The sequence below is a fragment of the Mucilaginibacter achroorhodeus genome (genome assembly GCF_007846095.1).
Classification (GTDB): domain Bacteria; phylum Bacteroidota; class Bacteroidia; order Sphingobacteriales; family Sphingobacteriaceae; genus Mucilaginibacter; species Mucilaginibacter achroorhodeus.
In genome coordinates this window covers 104,098-123,359 of the sequence record NZ_VOEI01000006.1, presented here as the reverse complement: position 1 = coordinate 123,359, position 19,262 = coordinate 104,098, and the positions used below count along the sequence as shown (strand labels likewise).

Genomic DNA, 19,262 nt, shown 5'->3' with positions numbered 1-19,262 from the left:
ACAGTTATTTGTTAAATAGTGAGGTGGTTATTAGTTTATCACTATTCAACATTCACTCTCGGGCGATAAACTCATGCGCCTGCGGGCATTTGGCGCTGGGCCGGTATCCGTTTCCATCCCGAGGTACGAATCAATCTCTACTCAGGACAGACCGCTCTATAAAGTTCGGAGATTGCTTCGTACCTCGCAATGACGCGCAGGATTTTTATATTATAAGAGCATTAACGGGGCATAATACCTTATTCAATTAATCGTTACATTAGCACATCAACATGCTAATTAAAAAATACCTTTTTGCTTTTGCCTTTCTGCTTTTAGCACAAATCACAAGGGCATCGTCTATCCTTATCCCTATGGACGATCAGCAGAAAGATCATCTTAAATCATACGGTATTGCTTTCTGGACTTTGAAAAATGGCGAAGCGGTTGACTGGCTGCTTAATTACCGGGGCGGTAGCTTTATGATGAAATATGCCAAAGCGTTGGAGGATGAATGCAAGATCCGCGGTGTAAGCTATGAAGTTATTGCCGATGCAAAAGCCACTGAGATCGCCACCGAGGTAAGTGATCCATCTGTAAACATGGACCTGGTTAAACTGGAGAAAGCGCCTAAGATGGCTGTGTATTCGCCTAAGAATAAGTTACCCTGGGACGATGCTGTTACCCTGGTGCTCAAATATGCAGAAATACCTTACGACGTAGTTTACGACGAGGAAGTTATACGCGGCGACCTTGCCAAATACGACTGGCTGCACATGCACCACGAAGATTTTACCGGGCAGTTCAGCAAATTTTATGGGGCTTATAAATACACTCAATGGTATAATGATGATGTAAAAGCACAAAACGCAATGGCTGCCAAATTGGGTTTCAAAAAAGTATCGCAAATGAAGTTAGCGGTTGCCCAGCACATCCGTGATTTTTGCTCAGGTGGTGGCTTCTTATTCGCCATGTGCAGCGCTACGGATACTTTTGATATTGCGCTGTCGGCTGCTAATACAGATATCTGTGAGAACATGTTTGACGGGGACGGCGCCGACCCTAACGCCCAGCAGAAACTGGATTTTACCCAAACATTTGCTTTTCAGAATTTCACGCTCGATCAAAATCCTTTTTCGCACCAATTTGCGGATATTGATGTTACCCCCACCCGCCAGGTTGACCGTACACGGGATTTCTTCACCTTGTTTGATTTCTCTGCCAAGTGGGACGTTGTACCCAGCATGTTAACGCAAGACCATGACAAGGTGATCAAAGGATTTATGGGCCTTACCACCGCCTACAATAAAATCAAGTTAAAACCCGGCATCACCATTATGGGCGAAATGAAAACCGGTAATGAAGCGCGGTACATCCACGGAGAATTTGGCAAAGGACAGTGGACATTCTACGGTGGCCACGACCCGGAAGACTATCAGCATGCCGTAGGCGACCCTCCTACTGATCTTAAACTGCACCCCAACTCGCCCGGCTACCGGTTGATATTGAATAACGTTTTGTTCCCGGCAGCTAAGAAAAAGAAACAGAAAACGTGATAACAGTTAGCAGTTTGTAGTTGGCAGTTTTAAGCTATTAAATCCAACCGGAACTGCAAACTGAAAACCGCCCACTGAGAACTAATTATAAAACGTCCAGGCTACGCCGAATTTCAGGATCCTGTCTAACTGCGGGTAACGGTTAACTGTGTAGAAACCGTTGCTGAATAAGCCCTGGTTTACATAATCATACTGGATAAATATATTGGTGCGCTCTAAGGTTGCCTTAAAGAAAACACTCGCTACCGGGTAAGATGTAAAGGTAACATCTTGTCCGTTGTAGAACTGCCCAATGCTCAGCGCGTATGACGGAGCCACGTAAGGTGTATTATATCTTACGTTTACACCAAATTGCGATTTAAGGGTAAATATCTGCGCTTTGTAGTAAAGGCTGCTAAAAGTATAAACTTCTGGTATGCGTAACAGGCTGGCGTTATCCGTTTTTTGGTAAACCACATAGTTATCAAAGTTAAATTTGCGCCAGTGCAGGTTTTTGCCAATGCTTATCTTGAGCAGGTTTATTGCCGAACCATATTGTTGGGGTGCGGCATCGATACCATTAGGCTGCGATGCAAAATACAAGTAATCGTTTAGCAAAAAATACTCAGCTTTAAGATCGAGCTCAAGGGCGTCATTAATATAATTGAACGATAGATTTGTGACCTTTTGATTTTTAAAATCGTTATTAAAGATAAAATGGTTTGATATCCAGTTGGTGTATACCATGCCCGGCGAGCTGCTTTGCTGATAAGCACCAAGTAATATTCGCCCGGTTTTGCGCCCACCGGCAAGTGTTAGCTTAGCCTCATACAAAAAGTCGCCAAAGTTGCGCCCCTGGACGATCTGTTGCACATCGCCCTCCAGGTAGATCCTGTCGCTAAAACGATAACCCAGTTTGCCTTTAAGGGTTATGTTCTGGAAGGTCTCGTTTTGTTTTCTGTCGGGCTGTATTACTTTCCGTCCAAATTGGTTGATGACGGAGTCTGCAACAAATTGGCTTACTTTGTAAAAATCCTGCGTAAGGCCAAGGTCGAGCTTTAGTTCATTTTTGCTGATCTTACCGGATTTGCCACGTAGGTAGAAGCTGTAAGAGAAATCGTTCTGCAGGTGAAACACGTTGAGTGAATCGCGCGAGCGGGCAGCCGTAAAATAATAATCAGGGAAGGCGCCATATTGGTCTAACCCATTTTGCAGGTAATTGTATTTGCGTTGGTTAGCGTAAAAGGTATAACCTATTCGTTGCGTTGGCAGCACGTTGGCTGTACCGGTTTTGCCTTTGTTTAAACTATCAATACGGCCCAGGTAATAAAACTGCTTAACGTACAGCCCTGTACTTTTCCAGTTGGCATAGCTGCTTGGCAAGCGCACGGGTTCGCCGGTTTTATCAAAAGATGAGTTGGCGCTTTTAAATATGGTATCCTTTAAAATAGAGCCCGTTTCCGGCGATTTCAGGTTATTGAATAAAAAATTAGCAAGTAAATTATAGCGCTTGCTTTTACTATGATACCAGCTAAAAATGCCCGCAGTAAGATCGCTTACATTTTGGGAAATAATGTTGTTGGTAGAATAATAACCTTTTGATCCGTTAAAGTTAAGAATGAAGCCAATGTTCCAGTTGGGCTTTATGTTTTGGGTATGCAGTGTCTTAAAAATCTGCTCTTTAGTGCCGCCAATTGTGCTATATAAAGAGAGCAATGTGTATGGCGCACGGGCGTTAAAGTAATTCAGGTCCTGCGGGTTAACCATGTAGGCATCGAGCGCATGAAGGCCTTCGTCAAAACCAATTGTCTTTCGGGGACTGAAGAGCAGGTCTCGTGCAGCTGTGCCCGGGTAGCCCAAGCTTATCTTTGGATTGCGCGGCTGGTTAAGCGGACTATAATTCTCAAAATTTACCAAGCCGGTATCCAGCGGAAAAAGCTGTATACTATCGGCCAGCAGGCGCTCGCTGGTTACCTTAATGTACTTAGAGTTGAACACAACAGAGTCGTGCTTATTCTCCTCGCGCTTACGTAATGAGTCCAGGTTGTCTGATGCATTTGAACGTGTACGCATCTTAGTGGTATCACGACTGTACACCGGCTGATCGGTACGCTGGCCGGGGAACCGCGGATTTGTGATCTGCGCGAAGGCACCCTGCGCAGCAGCACATATCAATAAAATAAAAAGGTATTTAAGCTTATTCGCCATTAAAGCCCTGCAATAAGTTCTTTTAAAATCAATGTCAACTGTGGTTCAGCGGCTGTTGCCACTGCCAGTATCTCCTCAACCGATACGGGTTTCAACTCCGCCGGGAAACCTTCATCAGTTAAAACAGAAATAGCAAAAACCGGTAAACCCATGTGGTTTGCAACAATAACCTCTGGCACGGTGCTCATGCCAACGGCATCGCCACCAATAATGCGCAGGTACTTGTATTCGGCACGGGTTTCCAGGTTAGGGCCGGTAACCGCAACATAAACTCCTTTATGGCAGGTAATATTGTTTTGCTTTGCAATTGCAAGGCCTTTATTTATCAGATGGTATTTATAAGGCTCGCTCATATCCGGGAACCGCGGACCAAGGTCGCTATCATTGCGGCCTATCAGCGGGTTCATGGGCTGCAAGTTTATGTGATCTTCAATGATCATCAGGTCGCCTTTTTTAAAGTCCGGGTTTAGCGACCCGCTGGCGTTTGATACAAACAGCGTTTTAATACCCAGCATTTTCATTACCCTCACCGGGAAGGTGATCTGCTGCATATTGTAACCCTCGTAATAATGCAGGCGGCCCTGCATAGCTACAACCTTTTTACCGCCAAGCATGCCAAATATCAGCTTACCTGAATGAAACTCGAGCGTAGAGATAGGAAAATCGGGAATATTAGAATACATCAGTTGTTTTTCAACTTCAATTTCCCTAACAAGTCCCCCAAGGCCGGTACCTAAGATAATACCTACTTCGGGTTCAAAATCGCCTATTCGGCTTTTAATATATGATGCAGTATGGTTAATATTGTCTAACATAGTCTGTAATTATTTTATCAAATTGAGGCTGCGCCTGGTTTAAAAACTTAACGCCTATAGGCTGCACATAAACCAGCAGTCCTTTAAGTTCGTCATGCGTTAAACGCTGTGCATCTTTTTCTGTTGTTATCACCAGTTTTTTTGCTGATATACAAGCCTCAAAATCATCAGCAAGTTTAGTTATATTTTTTGTGGTAAACCGGTGATGATCGGGATATTTGTGATGAATTATGTGGGATGTAAAAGTGCGGATATAGCTTAACAGTGGCGCGGTATTGGCAATACCTGTAAGCAGGAACACCGTAGTATCTTCATCTATCTCAACTTGCTGGTCATCGCCCTTTAAAGCCTTAAGAGGCTGATAAGCAATGCTGCTAAAAAATAAAGGCTGCGTGCTTAGTGGGGTCAGTTTGTTGTAACAGCGCGTCATGTCGCTTTCATTGATAGTAGTGGGGCATTTGGTTACCACCATTACATCAGCCCGCCAGCGGCCGCTAAATGGCTCGCGCATGTTACCCGCAGGTAATACAAATTGTGGCTTTTGTAAATTTGTATAATCAAACAGCAAAATATTTAAACCTGCCTTCACCGCGCGGTGCTGGTAAGCATCGTCCATGATAATAACATCATGTTTTTGCTGCAGCTTTTCAATGCCCATTACCCTTTTCTCGCAAACGGCAACGGTAACATCCGGGAACTTTCGCTTAAATTGTAAGGGTTCGTCACCTACCTGGCTGGCGGCTGAAGTGATGCTTGCTTCCAGAAAACCTTTGGTCTCGCGGCCATATCCCCTGCTTAACGTCGCGACCTTATTTCCGTCCTTAAGCAAAGCGATCAAGTGTTCTGTCATAGGGCTTTTACCCGCACCGCCAACCTCCAGGTTGCCTACGCAAATAACAGGCATATCAAATGCACGGCTTTTAAAAAAGCCTGCATCATACAGCCAGTTGCGTATGGTAACTACAAAACCATATACTACAGAAAAAGGCAATAATAACCAACGCAGGTATTGCATAGCCGGTAAAGATAATTAATACCGCGATGATTTGTTTATGCCGAATTTTACAGCTGTTTATGCTACGCCGTCTTCTTTTAAGCGGGTTAACAGTTCATCCAGGTCAACCTCAGCAAACGAGGTTGATGAATCTGAGATACCATAAGGAATGATCAGTTTATTGTTATGGATGATAGATCCGCAAGAGTAAAGCACGTTTGGTACATAACCTTCTCGCTCGTCGCTATTTGGTACCAATAGCGGTTCCTTTAAACGACCGATCTCTACAGCAGGGTCATCCAACTTTAACAAGCTTGCACCAAGTACATAACGGCGCATAGGGCCTACACCATGGGTTATAACTATCCAGCCATCCTTGGTTTCAATAGGCGAACCACAGTTACCTATCTGTACAAACTCCCAGGTAAAAGCGGGTTTTTGCAACAGATCAGGTTTTTCCCATATGTTGATCTTATCAGAGTACATGATGTAGTTGTTGCAGCCATCAATACGCGATATCATGGCGTAACGGCCGTTTATCTTTCGTGGGAACAGCGCCAGGTTTTTATTTTGTGCACCGGCACCGTAAAGCGGCATGATCTTGAAGTTATAAAAATCGTTGGTTTGCAGCAGCTTAGGCATTATCAGCGAGCCATCATAAGCGGTATAAGTAGCATAGTAAACAGATGTGCCGTCCTCATGTGCAAACTTCACAAAGCGCGCATCCTCTATACCTTTACGTTCGTACTCAGAGATAGGGAAAATTACCCTGTCAGATATATCGGTATCCATCGAGAAAACGATCTCATAATAAGAATCGGCCAGCCAAAGTATTTTGTCGTACTCCAGGCGCTTCATATCATCGTCCTGCAGTTTCTGCGAATCCATGATGATGCGGCGCAGGTTGGCATATTCAAAGTGATGATCGAGTTTTGACTCCAACTCGTTCAGCACATCAATATTTATTTGCGTAATAGCAGCCTTTTCAAAAAACAGCTTCTTATTGTAAACCGCGTTTCTTACTATCTCGGCCTCATCAATGTAGCTTCCGGCAGGTTGCACAGTTATGCGGTTGTCTTGATCTATCATTGCACGGCGGAAAGTGATTGAAGAGATGTGTCCCTCTCCCACCGCCCTAAAGCTGATGATCAGGCGTTTTTGGCCATCCTCCAATTCAGTTTGGTCAGGGTCTTCAATAACAGAGGGGTTAAAGAACGCCGCCGATTCGATAGAATACTCGTGCGTAAAGTATGAGCCCATCAGCAGTTTCCGGTAAACGGAAAGGCTATCGAAATCGATCCCTAATTCAATAAAAAGCGGCTTCAACTTGCTGCAATGGCGATTAAGCACACGGGTTATATTACGGTGGCGTTTTGAATATTCTTGTAAAAGTGGCGAGATAATGCCAAAGGCAGTTTCCTCGCTAATGCTCATTACTCTTTCAATAACTTCCTTGGCACGGCCGTTGCCATTAAAAAAAAACCGTGCAATTACACGCTTCGGATCGGGGTTAACTCTTATCGGTTTGCGTTCTACGGAAAGTCTCATACGTATAAAAAGTGCGTTTACTCAATAACACACGCTTTTGTAAATTGATTTGAACAATTTAAGAAAGGTTAAATTTAAGCTGTTATACCAGTTAAATCATCCTGTTTCTTTTAATTAAGTAGCTCTTTAAAATGTGATCATACCCCTGGGAGATATCGGCATCTATCAGCTCTACACCATATTGTGCACACTTAAGCGCTAACTGATGACGATAGTTTTTTATAGCGTCGCGATAGGTATCGCGCACCTGGTTTGGGTGTATGCGGATCTCACTACCGGTTTCCATATCTACAAAATGATGCGGCCTGTTATCGAAACCGAAATCAAGCTCATGCGCCTTATCCATCACATTAAATATCAGTATCTCATGCTTGCGGTAGCGTAAATGTTGTATGGCTGCAAATAGCGCCTGGCCTTTCTCCTCGCTCATGCCATTCTCCAGCATATCGCTAAAGATGATCACCATCGACCGCTGGTGGATATTATTAGCGATGTAATGCAGCGTTTGGCTGATATTGGTCTCCGTTTTTTGCTTCTGCTGTTCAAAAGCGCTTTCTAACTGCGCAAACAAATAGAATAGGTGTGCCGATGTAGACCTTGCCTCACTTATCCAATCCATCTTATCAGAAAACAGGCAAAGCCCGAACGCGTCCCTTTGCTTTTTAAACAGGTACATGAGCGATGCAATGGCGTATACCGAGAATTGCAGTTTGCTTTGACCAATTGCCGGAAAGTTCATAGAGGAAGAAGTATCCAGCAGCAGGTAACAGCGCAGGTTAGTTTCTTCTTCAAACTGCTTTACAAAAAGTTTATCGGTGCGCGCAAATAATTTCCAGTCTATGTTTTTTACCGATTCGCCGCTATTATATAAACGATGCTCAGCAAACTCCACAGAAAAACCATGGAACGGGCTTTGGTGCAGGCCGGTTATAAAACCTTCTACCACTTGCCGGGCAAGCAGTTCCAGGTTGGCCAGTTGCCGAATCTGTTGATCGTTACTGAGTTGAGGCATGGTTTAATATATTCCGAGCTCGAATTAAAAGAATTTAAGTTCAGCTTAAAAACGTGTATAAATGGCAGTTTGTATAACGTGGTTAAAAAAGTATGCTTCTGCTTGCTTAACGTACTGGTTTAAGTAACCTACCTCAACATCTACCTTTTTATGCAGACGATACCCTAAAGCCACGTATGCACGATTTTGATCAAAGAAGTGTTTATTTACTTTTTCTTTATTCTGCACGTTTACAAATATCTCGTTCTGTAAGCCTATGAACGGCCCTTTTACAAAGGTTGAATCTTTTTTGAACGGGATAACCGCCCTGGCGAAATAACGTAAGCGTTGCGAAAAGTAATGATCATTGCGGTTGGTGGTGTTGCCCAAAAATCGCTGCTCTAACCTGAATCGGTGCTGCATGGTGGAGATCTTACCGATCTTGCTATTGATGATCAATTGCTGCCAGGTACGGCTCTCGGGCCTAAAGGTTTTGCTGCCTGCTGCATCGCGACCGTTGGTGGTTATATATGCATAACCCAGAGCCGCCATTTTGTTGCCGTCAAAGTAATAGTTTACGGATGGGCGTAAAAGAATGTGCTGCAGATACTTGAACTCATCAAACGACCGGAATTGCGCATCAAAGGACAGCCCCCACTGTGGACCAAAGCGCTGGGTATGGAACAAGGCACCCCAACCGGAGAAACGGTTGTCCTGCGCAAGTAATTTTACCGGAGATAGTAGTATGAGAAACAGGAATATCCTGATTAGCTTTTTCATAGTTTATTGTTGGAAAGCTAATATAGAAAATCCCCGTTTTGTTTGGACGGGGATGAGGGATAAATCTTGCTGTGGAATTAAATGCCGAAAGCAATTAACGGTTTCTTATTGTATTTGAGTGCCGCGCTATGGTTCGAAATGAAGCGTCTTTAATAAGAATGTTTAATCCTTAAATCTTACCAGGTTCTTTCTGCCAATATCGTACACCAGCCTGAAGGCCTCCTGGTTACTGCTGTAGCCCGGCGAATTGTGCAAACTAAATATGAATTGCCCGCGTAGCCCTTTGGCAACAAACGGTGTGATAATAAAATCGAGGCGGTTATAAGTTTTAAAACGGTAGTAAGCATCGCCATACTCAATATGGTGACCATCACCTTTGTAAAACTCATCATACAAGGCAACGCGCCAGTAACTTAAATAAGCGTTGGCTACAAAGCCCTTAGGTTTCTGAAAGCCATCAACGCCACGTATACGCTCTAAAGACATCATGCCACCGGCTTCGATATTCAATGAATCCAGGAACGTTTTATGGCTGAAGTTTGCACCGAGTTTCAGTTGGATAGCACCATTATCTTTGATATGATCATTTGGCTCCGGCGTTGCACTCCCCGCATCATGAAGCATAAAGGTGTAATGGGATACATACAATGGGCCATTTAACCATGGTTGGTACTTACCTGAAAACCCGAAGAGAAACTGCTCACGATCCGTAGCCGTTTGCCGGCTTACCCAATCAATCCAGACAGTTTCTGTAAAATGCTCGTTTTTAAATCGCGTTAGCATCCCTTCAACGTTGGGCCGGTAGTAACGTAATGTATCGTTAAGCATGGCACGCGGATAATCGGTCAGCAAACCCTCGCGCGAGAAAGCACCGATATTGAACAACCAGTTCTTGTTGTTAAAGCTGTAATAAATAGTAGGATCTACCTTTACAAAAAAAGGCTTACCGCCAAACTCATGCAGCATATTTGCACCGGCGATAAAGTGGTTGTTGCTATCAAGGTTGAAGCCAAGATCAATAGTTGTACGAACGCCCGAGTAAGTGCGCGACCGCTCAGGAAATTCCTTGTATTCGCGGTTATCAAAAAATCCGAAACCGTTTAAATGGAAGTCAACATTTTGTGCTTTCGCAGCAATTGTTGTCAAAATAAGGAAGAACGATAGTAGTTGTAATTTTTTTATCATCGGTGTGGGTTATTCAACAATTAATTTTATAAAGCGGCTATTCCTGCTGCCGGTAAACGGTTCTGTACGCAGCGAAAAAAACAGATCGTATTTGCCCGGCTTTTGCGGCGCAATGGCCGTAATTTTGTAAAGCGCGCTTTGGCCTTTTTGCAAACTGATTCGGTTAAAATCGCCGCCTGCTTGTTGCACATCAACCGGTGTGGTGTGTATAAAAAAGCAGGTTTCAAGAAAAACCGGGTGTTTTACGCCAAGGTTGGCAAAGGTAATTGCGAAAGGATATGGGTTGGTTATAGTTAAGTCAAATTGTAATTTTTGGCCGGGCTTTGCTTTCACCTCTTTGGTGTTCACTGCTATGGTCACTTTTTGATAAGTGCGCACGTCATCTACCCAACCACCAAACCAGGTACCTGCTTCGTTCTGTATGGTATCCCGGGTTACAGCAGGGTTATTCCAGTTTAAAAGTAAATAGATGCGCTTATGCTGCAGGCTATCTTCAATAGGCCACAAACTGAATTGGGTGCGGCGGTAATCGCGTGCATCATAGCTCATGCCTTTGGTGGTATTATTATAGAAATCGTACTTGCTGGGGTTCTGGAAACCTTCGCTCATGATCACATAATGATCGCCTGCCTTCTGCTTAACCAAATGCGCCCAATCTTTAAAGCCATAGTAGCTTTTAAACTGATCAACCTTGCGTAACCAGGCAGGGCCAAATATAAGGCAGGCCCTTAACACAAATATGAATACCAAATTTACAGCGGCCAGCCTCATTAGCCAGGTATATGGTTTACCGGCTTCGTGTATGGATATCAGCGCCAGTATCACCAGCGGGATAAATGCAATCAACGTCCAGTGTGGTTCAACAATACCTTTCAAACTATTGAGCAGGAAAAAGATAAACGTCCCTGCGGCGTTTACAACAAGTCCGCGTTTAAAAGGATCAGTAGCTTTGTTGCGGAATGCGGCGTAAAATATAAACCAGCCAATGAATGGGCCTCCCATTGCCAGTTGCGCTGGGATGTAGCCTAATGTTTGGTCGATGCGATAACCCGCCTCAGAACGATCGAACAAGTGATAGGTGATAGTTGGATAACCGTGTTTAACCTGCCATAATATATGCGGCAAAAAAAGCAAGGTAGCAACCCCTGTCATCAGCCAGAAACTTTTACGCTTAAGCAGAGCCGGATTTGAGATAATGGTAAACCCGATGACCAACACTGCATGGTACTTGCTATACAGCAAGCATGCGATGATCAGCGCCAGCAGCAGGGTAAGTTTGATGTTATCGTCCTCGAGATACTTTTTATAGAAGTAGAAGAATAATACCGTGAACAGAAAAAGTGGCACATCAGGCGTGGTAGTAAAGCCGTATATGTTAAAGATAAAAGTACCGGCAATGATAAGATTAAACCACAATGCCCTTACCCCATATTGCCTAACGACAAGCCATATGGTATAAAGTGCTATACTGCTGCAGCAAACGGTTAGTAAACGTACGCCAAATTCGTTTTGGAACAGTGCGTATCCCAGTTTGATGAATACCGCCACCATAGGCGGATGATCGAAATATCCCCAGGCTAAAAAACGCGAATAGATCCAGTAATAAGCTTCGTCGGCATGCAGTTCGAGTGTGGCAGACTGGATGATGTTAAATACCGTCCAGCATAAAATAAAGTACCATACCAATCTGTTGTTTTGACTAACTGCCGTGCTATCCATCGGCTACAAATGTAAAATAAATTGACGCAAGCAATACATAGTTTATAGAGGTGATTATTTTAAATTTGATGATACAAATACAACGATGATGATTGACAAACAACTTGAAATTGTGCGCAAAACGCGCTTAAGCATATTGAATATTCTAACCGAATTCAGCCTGGAGAAGTTGAACAAAATACCCACGGGTTTTAACAACAATATCATCTGGAACCTGGGGCATATGGTAGCCACCCAGTACAAGATATGTTACCTAAAAGCTGGTTTGGATGATATGATTGATGATGATTTTTACAAGCGTTATGAATCTGGCAGTAAACCGGAAGGCCCGGCAGATGAGCGGGAATACGAGTTGATCAAATCATTGTTCATCACCAGCCTTGATAAACTGGCAAGCGATCATAAAGCAAAAATTTTTGACAATTACCCTACCTGGACAACCCGCTACGGTGTAGATATCGGCAACATCGATGAAGCACTTGCTTTTTTACCTTTTCACGAGGGATTGCATAACGGTTATATTATGGCTATGAGAAAGGTGGTGTAGATAACAGTCAGCTATTAATTACAAAGACAAAATTACTGCTTGCAAATCATCGAGCCTTTTAAATCCTTTATCCATGGTAAATAGAGGAAGATCGTAATATATTGCAGTAGCAGCAATTATTGCGTCCGGAAGCTTCATCTTGGTTTTCGCCCTGATTTCAATTGTTAGCTCCTTAATAGCAGGTTCAATGTCAACGATATGGCATTTAGATAGGAAGTCGCGCAACAGATCTTTATCAGTTACTGACAATCCTGAAAAACTTAAAACCTCAATTTCTGATATGACCGAAACGAAAAGACTTCTGCCGCTTAATAAATCTTGAACTTCTTCAACACCATTGAATAAGTTAATTATTAAAGATGTGTCTAAAACGATGTTATTGCCACTCATTGCGGGTTTTGAGTTGATAAGCTAAACCGTCTTCGCCAAATTTCACCTTCCCAAAGTACTTCTTAAGATCGATAGCTTCCTTTTTCGTGGCAAGCTTGTTCAACTCTTTATCCAATTGGCTGCGTGTGGTGTTTTTGTCTATCTCTATTACCTTGCCCATATCCAAATATAATTAATAAGCTTAACACAACAAAGCCCGACGTTTGCCGGGCTCTGTTTATTCTATTATATAGTCTTAAACACCTAACAATAACCTTGCAGGGTCTTCCAGCAGTTGTTTAACCCGTACCAGAAAGCTTACCGATTCGCGGCCATCAATAATACGGTGATCGTAAGATAAGGCCAGGTACATCATCGGGCGGATAACCACTTGTCCGTTTACGGCTACCGGGCGTTCAACAATGTTGTGCATACCAAGGATAGCAGATTGTGGTGCATTGATGATTGGAGTCGACATCATTGAACCAAATACACCACCATTGGTGATGGTGAAAGTACCGCCAGTCATTTCGTCGATGGTCAGTTTATTTTCGCGGGCTTTACCTGCTAAAACAACAATGGCCTTCTCAATTTCGGCAAGGCTTAAGCTATCAGCATTACGGATAACCGGAACGACCAAACCTTTAGGTGCAGATACGGCGATAGAAACGTCAGCAAAGTTGCTGTAAACGATCTCTTCACCCTCAATACGGGCGTTAACGGCAGGCCACTCTTTCAAAGCTTCGGTAACTGCCTTAGTGAAGAACGACATAAAGCCTAAGCCAACGCCATGTTTCTCTTTAAATTTATCTTTGTATTTACCGCGCAATTCCATAATAGGCGACATATCAACCTCGTTAAAGGTGGTTAACATCGCAGTTTCGTTCTTAACGGCAACCAAACGTTTAGCAACCGTTTTACGAAGCGAAGACATTTTCTCGCGGCGATCTGTACGTGTACCAGTTACTTGAGGAGCCGCAGGAGTTGAAGCAGCCGGTTTTTGACTTTCAATTTTTGGCTTTTGACTTTCCACCTGCGCGCCAAGTGCATCACCTTTAGTGATACGGCCATCAACACCTGATCCGTTTACGGACGCAGGATCAACACCTTTCTCGGCTAATATTTTGGCAGCAGCAGGCGATGGTGTGCCCGATGCATAAGTAGTACCTTTTGATGGAGCCGCTTGCGGAGACTCGTTCACTTTATCAGCAACCGATGGGGTAACCTGTACAGGTGCAGCACCAGCGGCAGCACCTTCAATTTTACAAACTACGGCACCAATGGCAAGAGTATCGCCTTCATTAGCCAAGGTTTTTAAAGTACCGGCTTTTTCAGCAGTCAGTTCAAAAGTTGCTTTGTCTGATTCCAGTTCGGCAATGGCTTCGTCCATTTCAACCGCCTCGCCATCTTTTTTGATCCAGCGCGATAAGGTTACCTCTGTTATAGACTCACCAACCGGCGGAACTTTTATCTCTAATGATTCGCCGCCGCCAGCCTGTGGTGCAGGTGCGTAAGCGTTTGCAGGATTTTCCGGACTATCGGCTGTGGCTGGTTTGTTGCCGTCGGCAGTAGTGGCAGGTGCGCTATCAGCAGCCGGCGCGCTTTCTGCAGCACCACCTTCTTCAATGGTAGCCACAACAGCACCAATAGCTAAGGTATCGCCTTCGGCAGCTGCAATTTTTAAAGTTCCGGCCTTTTCTGCGGTAAGTTCAAAGGTTGCTTTGTCTGATTCCAATTCAGCAATCACTTCGTCCATTTCTACTTGGTCGCCATCCTTCTTTTTCCAGGATGCCAGGGTTACTTCGGTAATGGATTCGCCTACCGGCGGAACTTTTATTTCTAAACTCATATTAGTATTGATAGTAGTTGTAGTTTTCTATTTAGTTAAGAGCGGGATCTTGGTGCGGGGTACCGGATAATTCTCTTCCCGGGATCTGGCACCACTCACCGTCACTCAAAAATCAATCTGCTCCGGCGTTAGCCATTTTTTCAGTGGTTTTCTCGATCTTTTCTTTAACCTTTTTGCCTGCAGGTGCCTCAAACGCCTTTGAAACGATGTGCGCCTGTTGTGCAGCGTGCTGCTTAGCGAAACCGGTTGCAGTACTGCTACCTTCCAAACGAGAGATTACACTTAAGTTAAGGTACTTATCATCATGGAACTTACGGCAAATGTACGGCCATGCACCCATGTTCTCCGGTTCTTCCTGTACCCAGATAAATTCGGTAGCGTTTTCGTATTTAGCTTTAACCTTCAATATCTGCTGAACCGGCGTAGGATACAATTGCTCTACGCGTACAATGGCAACGTCTTTACGTTTATCAGTCTGTTGTTTCTCTAACAGGTCGTAATAAACCTTACCGGTACATAATAATACGCGTTTAACCTTTTTGATATCAACGTAATTGTCATCGATCAATTCGTGGAATTTGCCATTAGTAAACTCCTCAAGCGGCGACATACAATTAGGGCTGCGCAGTAAGCTCTTTGGTGTAAAGATGATCAACGGCTTGCGGAAACTGCGGTGCATCTGCCTTCTTAAAATATGGAAGAAGTTTGCAGGTGTGGTACAATTGGCAACCTGTATATTATCATCGGCACAAAGCTCTAAGAAACGCTCAACACGTGCCGATGAGTGCTCCGGGCCCTGGCCTTCATAACCGTGTGGCAATAACATTACCAAACCATTACCGCGCTGCCATTTAGTTTCTGCGCTGGCAATGTACTGGTCAATTATGATCTGTGCACCATTAAAGAAGTCGCCAAACTGCGCTTCCCAAATGGTTAGGGCGTTAGGGTTGGCTAAAGCATAGCCATATTCAAAACCAAGCACACCGTACTCAGATAATAACGAGTTATAGATGCTTAGTTTAGCTTCATTATTGATGTTCTCAAGCGGCGTGTATTCGTCTTCAGAATCGGCAAGAGTTAATACCGCATGGCGATGCGAGAAAGTACCGCGTTTAACGTCCTCTCCACTTAACCTAACCGGGAAACCTTCTTTTAACAAGGTACCGTAAGCTAATTGCTCGCCCATAGCCCAGTCAAACACTTTGGTTTTGTTAACCATAGCCTGGCGGTCTTCAAACAATTTCTCTATTTTTTTGAAGAACACCTTATCTTTAGGCAACGTAGTAAGCGTGTTACCAATTTCGCTGATCACCTCTTCGCTTACAGATGTGTCCGGCGTGCTGATGAATTCGCTGTGGTTAGCCAGGTGCAAACCCTTCCATGCGCCTTCAAACATCGGGATGGTATCGGTAAACCTGTCTGCTGCTTTTGCCTCATCAAGCATTTGCTGCAACTCGGCACGGAAGTTTTTCTCCAGTGTTTTTACGTAACCTTCATCAACCGTTTTATCTGCAACAAGCTTTTTGCTGTAGATCTGCAACGGATTAGGGTGTGCCTCAATAGCTTTGTATAATACCGGCTGGGTGAATTTAGGTTCATCAGCCTCGTTGTGGCCATAACGGCGGTAACACAGGATATCGATAAACACATCCTCGTTAAACACTTGGCGGTATTCCATTGCCAGGTTAACAACATATGCCAATGCCTCAACATCATCACCATTTACGTGGAAAACCGGTGATAATACTGTTTTTGCAACATCGGTACAGTATGTACTTGAACGGGCATCCTTATAGTTGGTAGTGAAACCTATCTGGTTATTAATAACCAGGTGAATGGTACCGCCTGTGCTGTAACCATCCAGTTTCTCCATTTGCAATACCTCGTAAACAATGCCTTGTCCGGCTACAGAGGCGTCGCCATGTATCAATATCGGCGCAATCTTAGAATGGTCGCCGTTGTATTTAAAATCAATTTTTGAGCGGGTAATACCTTCAACAACCGGGTCTACTGCCTCCAGGTGCGAAGGGTTGGGGCAAAGGCTTAAGTGAACTTTTTTGCCTTGCTTGGTTTCCACATCCGTAGAATAACCCAAGTGATATTTAACATCACCACCAAATGATTGCGATGAATCGTAGTTTTTCCCTTCAAACTCAGAGAATACCTCTTTATAGGTTTTCTCCATTATATTTGTCAGCACGTTCAAACGGCCGCGGTGAGCCATACCGATGATAAACTCCTCGATACCCAGCTCAGAGCCTTTCCTAACAACTGAATCCAGTGCTGGGATCAGCGCCTCGGCACCTTCTAATGAGAAACGCTTCTGGCCCAAAAATTTGGTACCTAAAAAGTTCTCGAACACAACCGCTTCGTTCAATTTTGAAAGCATTGCTTTTTTCTCATCTACAGAGAAATTTGGCGTGTTGCGTTTTTTCTCCATCCTGTCCTCAAACCATTTTAGTTTTATCGGATTGCGGATGTAAGTATACTCTGCACCAATGGCCTGGCAATAGGTTTGCTCAAGCAATTCGCGGATATCGCGCAGTTTGGCGGGGCCTAAGCCAACTTCAACACCAGCGTTAAATACGGTATCCATATCGGCTTCGCTTAAACCAAAGGTTTCAAGCTCTTTGCCGGGAAAGTATTTGCGACGCTTGCGTACAGGGTTGGTTTTAGAGAATAAATGGCCGCGTGAACGGTAGCCATTTATCATATTTAGAACGTTAATTTCTTTTTGAAAATGCTCCGGAGTTTCGGCTCCGGCCGCACCGCCAACAACAGCATTATCCTGCCCAAACTGAAATCCTTCGAAGAATTTTTGCCAGCTATAGTCTACTGATTCAGGGTCTTGTTTGTAGGCTTCGTATAATGAGTTGATGTGGTCAGCGTTGCCGCTGTTTATATAATTTAGGCGATCCATGAGATAGCTATGTTGTAAGACGTTGCAAAACTAAGCATAATAGTACAATATGCCATATTTATATGTTATAACTTTTTAGCCATAACTATAGTTTGATAAAAGAAATATTTAAAGGTTTAGGCAGGCTGTAAATATTTAAACCGGCAGCTTTAAACTGAGGTGGAAATACCGTCGGCAGCGGGTGCCCAGGTACTAATGTAGTCATCGTCAGACTGCGCCGATTTTGCAGCGTTAAAAAAACGGTTGCTCTTGGTATCGTTACCCACCCCTGCCATAAAAGCCCAATTGCCCCAATTGCTGGCCGGCGAATAATCTATCAGTGTTTCCTCAAAATAGAGCGCTCCCTTTGTCCAGTCAACCTGCAGGTCTTTAATAAGATATGCTGCTACTGCCTGCCGTGCATAATTACTGAGGTACCCGGTGGCGTTTAACTGATGCATGGCAGCATCAATGTAAGGCTCACCTGTTTGGCCGTTCTTCCATCTCTCAAACAGTTCATCCTGGTTATCGGCAATATCAGGGGCACTACCAAAGCCTTCTGATCTGAAAAACTGCTGACCGTGCTTTTTAAACATAAAGCGGAAATAATCCCGCCAAAGCAGTTCCAGCATCAGCGGATCAGCATTTTGCAGGTTGTTCTCTTTTTGATGATTAAGCACTTCCCAATAAACCTGGCGGGGCGAGATGCAGCCAACAGCAAGCCAGGGCCCAAGGCCGGATGAGTTGGGCTGATTTATTATAGAAGCATTTGATAAATACTGGCGCAAACGTTTAAGCGCCTCAGTTTCCCCACCGGTTATTTTTTCACCGGCACGCGGATCGTCTACAGGCTGCACGATGCCTAATTCTTCGAGTGTCGGCAATTCACCGGGATCAATGGTCTCCGGTACAAGTATCTTCTCGGGTGTTGTAACTACAGGTCTTACCGTGCTATCTCGCTCCACCTTTTTTTTAAAGGTTACAAAGCTATCGGGGATATCTTTTATAGGGAAAGGCAGGTCTTCTTTGTGATACATGGTATGGCCGATGAAGTGCTTTAGGTTAAGCTGCTTTTTCCAAAGCGCTTCCTCTACCCTTTCAGATATGGATGTTTCATCAGGTGCAACTTCGCGATGATGGTACACCTCGCTGATGTTAAATTCTTCGGCTAATTGAACAAGCACTTCAGCAGGGTCGCCGGTACGGATAAGTAACTCTGCCCCCATTGCGCGCAGGTTATTACGCAGATCGGCAACAGCTTCAAGCAAAAATCGGGTGCGGAAAGCACCGGTTTTAGTGCCCCCGTTTATACCGGTTTTAAAGTAGAAAGGATCAAAGATAAATACCGGCAAAACGTTATCAGCCCGGCGTACCGCTTCTGATAATATCTCATTATCGCGGATGCGCAGGTCATTTCTAAACCAAACCAGTATCGTCTTTTCACTCATATGAACTACTAATCTAAACTTATTTAGATTGATTACAAAGATGCCGATTATTTATTTCTCCTGCACTTTTCGCTGCAATATTTGACATCGTCCCAACACTTTGCCCACTTTTTTCGCCAGGTAAATGGTTTATTACATACAAGGCAAATTTTTGAAGGAAGATTCTGCTTATTGCCTTTAAAATCCACGGCTATTGCTTTTTGATCTGTTTGCTAACACAGGCCTCAGCAATGTGTTTTAGTGCTATTGGCAAAAGCCGACGGCATAACGTTGAATGAATACTTTTTACGTTTTTATCGCCTTGAACACTACTGTTATCTTATTGTAAAACTAAAGCATCCTTTACACCGTTATTAATAAGTAGGTAAGATTTATGCTTACCTTTATATATAATCA

At 43.9% G+C, this 19,262-nt stretch carries 16 protein-coding genes; 2 read left to right on the top strand and 14 right to left on the bottom strand.

What is annotated here, in order from left to right; all coding sequences use genetic code 11:
• The first annotated feature begins 272 nt into the window (after positions 1-272).
• Positions 273-1,535, top strand: coding sequence for an asparagine synthetase B (locus FPZ42_RS15690; RefSeq protein WP_146272804.1), 1,263 nt, complete (start codon positions 273-275; stop codon positions 1,533-1,535).
• 81 nt (positions 1,536-1,616) lie between these two features.
• On the opposite strand, the gene FPZ42_RS15685 is transcribed toward FPZ42_RS15690, so the two are convergent.
• The 8 genes from FPZ42_RS15685 to FPZ42_RS15650 form a co-directional block, all read right to left on the bottom strand.
• On the bottom strand, positions 1,617-3,722 hold the full coding sequence (locus tag FPZ42_RS15685) for a putative porin (protein WP_261382323.1): 2,106 nt from the start codon (positions 3,720-3,722) through the stop codon (positions 1,617-1,619).
• Positions 3,722-4,537: a purine-nucleoside phosphorylase gene (locus FPZ42_RS15680; protein ID WP_146272803.1), complete on the bottom strand. Its 816-nt coding sequence runs from the start codon at positions 4,535-4,537 to the stop codon at positions 3,722-3,724. Before FPZ42_RS15680 ends, FPZ42_RS15685 begins: the two co-directional genes overlap by 1 nt.
• Entirely contained in the window at positions 4,521-5,552 is a 1,032-nt protein-coding gene (lpxK, locus tag FPZ42_RS15675) for a tetraacyldisaccharide 4'-kinase (protein ID WP_146272802.1), read from the bottom strand. Before lpxK ends, FPZ42_RS15680 begins: the two co-directional genes overlap by 17 nt.
• A 57-nt stretch (positions 5,553-5,609) precedes the next feature.
• Positions 5,610-7,079: a glycoside hydrolase family 130 protein gene (locus FPZ42_RS15670; protein ID WP_146272801.1), complete on the bottom strand. Its 1,470-nt coding sequence runs from the start codon at positions 7,077-7,079 to the stop codon at positions 5,610-5,612.
• A 91-nt stretch (positions 7,080-7,170) separates the two neighbouring features.
• Positions 7,171-8,091 (bottom strand): DUF58 domain-containing protein, encoded by a 921-nt coding sequence (locus FPZ42_RS15665; protein WP_146272800.1) that lies wholly within the window; start codon positions 8,089-8,091, stop codon positions 7,171-7,173.
• A 45-nt stretch (positions 8,092-8,136) separates the two neighbouring features.
• Positions 8,137-8,850 (bottom strand): DUF2490 domain-containing protein, encoded by a 714-nt coding sequence (locus FPZ42_RS15660; RefSeq protein WP_146272799.1) that lies wholly within the window; start codon positions 8,848-8,850, stop codon positions 8,137-8,139.
• A 162-nt stretch (positions 8,851-9,012) separates the two neighbouring features.
• Positions 9,013-10,035, bottom strand: coding sequence for a hypothetical protein (locus FPZ42_RS15655; RefSeq protein WP_146272798.1), 1,023 nt, complete (start codon positions 10,033-10,035; stop codon positions 9,013-9,015).
• A 9-nt stretch (positions 10,036-10,044) separates the two neighbouring features.
• Complete coding sequence (locus FPZ42_RS15650; RefSeq protein WP_146272797.1) at positions 10,045-11,754, bottom strand: ArnT family glycosyltransferase; 1,710 nt, start codon at positions 11,752-11,754, stop codon at positions 10,045-10,047.
• A gap of 85 nt (positions 11,755-11,839) precedes the next feature.
• Here FPZ42_RS15650 and FPZ42_RS15645 point away from each other — a divergent pair, with 85 nt between their 5' ends.
• Complete coding sequence (locus tag FPZ42_RS15645; protein ID WP_261382322.1) at positions 11,840-12,301, top strand: DinB family protein; 462 nt, start codon at positions 11,840-11,842, stop codon at positions 12,299-12,301.
• An 18-nt stretch (positions 12,302-12,319) separates the two neighbouring features.
• On the opposite strand, the gene FPZ42_RS15640 is transcribed toward FPZ42_RS15645, so the two are convergent.
• The 6 genes from FPZ42_RS15640 to FPZ42_RS15620 form a co-directional block, all read right to left on the bottom strand.
• Positions 12,320-12,691, bottom strand: a complete 372-nt coding sequence (locus tag FPZ42_RS15640; protein ID WP_146272796.1) for a type II toxin-antitoxin system VapC family toxin — start codon at positions 12,689-12,691, stop codon at positions 12,320-12,322.
• Positions 12,678-12,851: a hypothetical protein gene (locus tag FPZ42_RS19245; protein WP_186458794.1), complete on the bottom strand. Its 174-nt coding sequence runs from the start codon at positions 12,849-12,851 to the stop codon at positions 12,678-12,680. The genes FPZ42_RS15640 and FPZ42_RS19245 overlap by 14 nt, the downstream gene beginning before the upstream one ends.
• A 75-nt stretch (positions 12,852-12,926) precedes the next feature.
• Complete coding sequence (odhB, locus tag FPZ42_RS15635; RefSeq protein WP_146272795.1) at positions 12,927-14,519, bottom strand: 2-oxoglutarate dehydrogenase complex dihydrolipoyllysine-residue succinyltransferase; 1,593 nt, start codon at positions 14,517-14,519, stop codon at positions 12,927-12,929.
• A 112-nt stretch (positions 14,520-14,631) separates the two neighbouring features.
• The gene (locus tag FPZ42_RS15630) at positions 14,632-17,439 is read right to left on the bottom strand and encodes a 2-oxoglutarate dehydrogenase E1 component (protein ID WP_146272793.1); all 2,808 of its coding nucleotides are present in this window, start codon (positions 17,437-17,439) and stop codon (positions 14,632-14,634) included.
• A gap of 149 nt (positions 17,440-17,588) precedes the next feature.
• A complete protein-coding gene (locus tag FPZ42_RS15625) occupies positions 17,589-18,866 on the bottom strand; it encodes a DASH family cryptochrome (RefSeq protein WP_146272791.1) in 1,278 nt (425 codons plus the stop codon).
• A 47-nt stretch (positions 18,867-18,913) separates the two neighbouring features.
• Entirely contained in the window at positions 18,914-19,054 is a 141-nt protein-coding gene (locus tag FPZ42_RS15620) for a DUF2256 domain-containing protein (RefSeq protein WP_146272789.1), read from the bottom strand.
• Between the last annotated feature and the right edge of the window lie 208 nt (positions 19,055-19,262).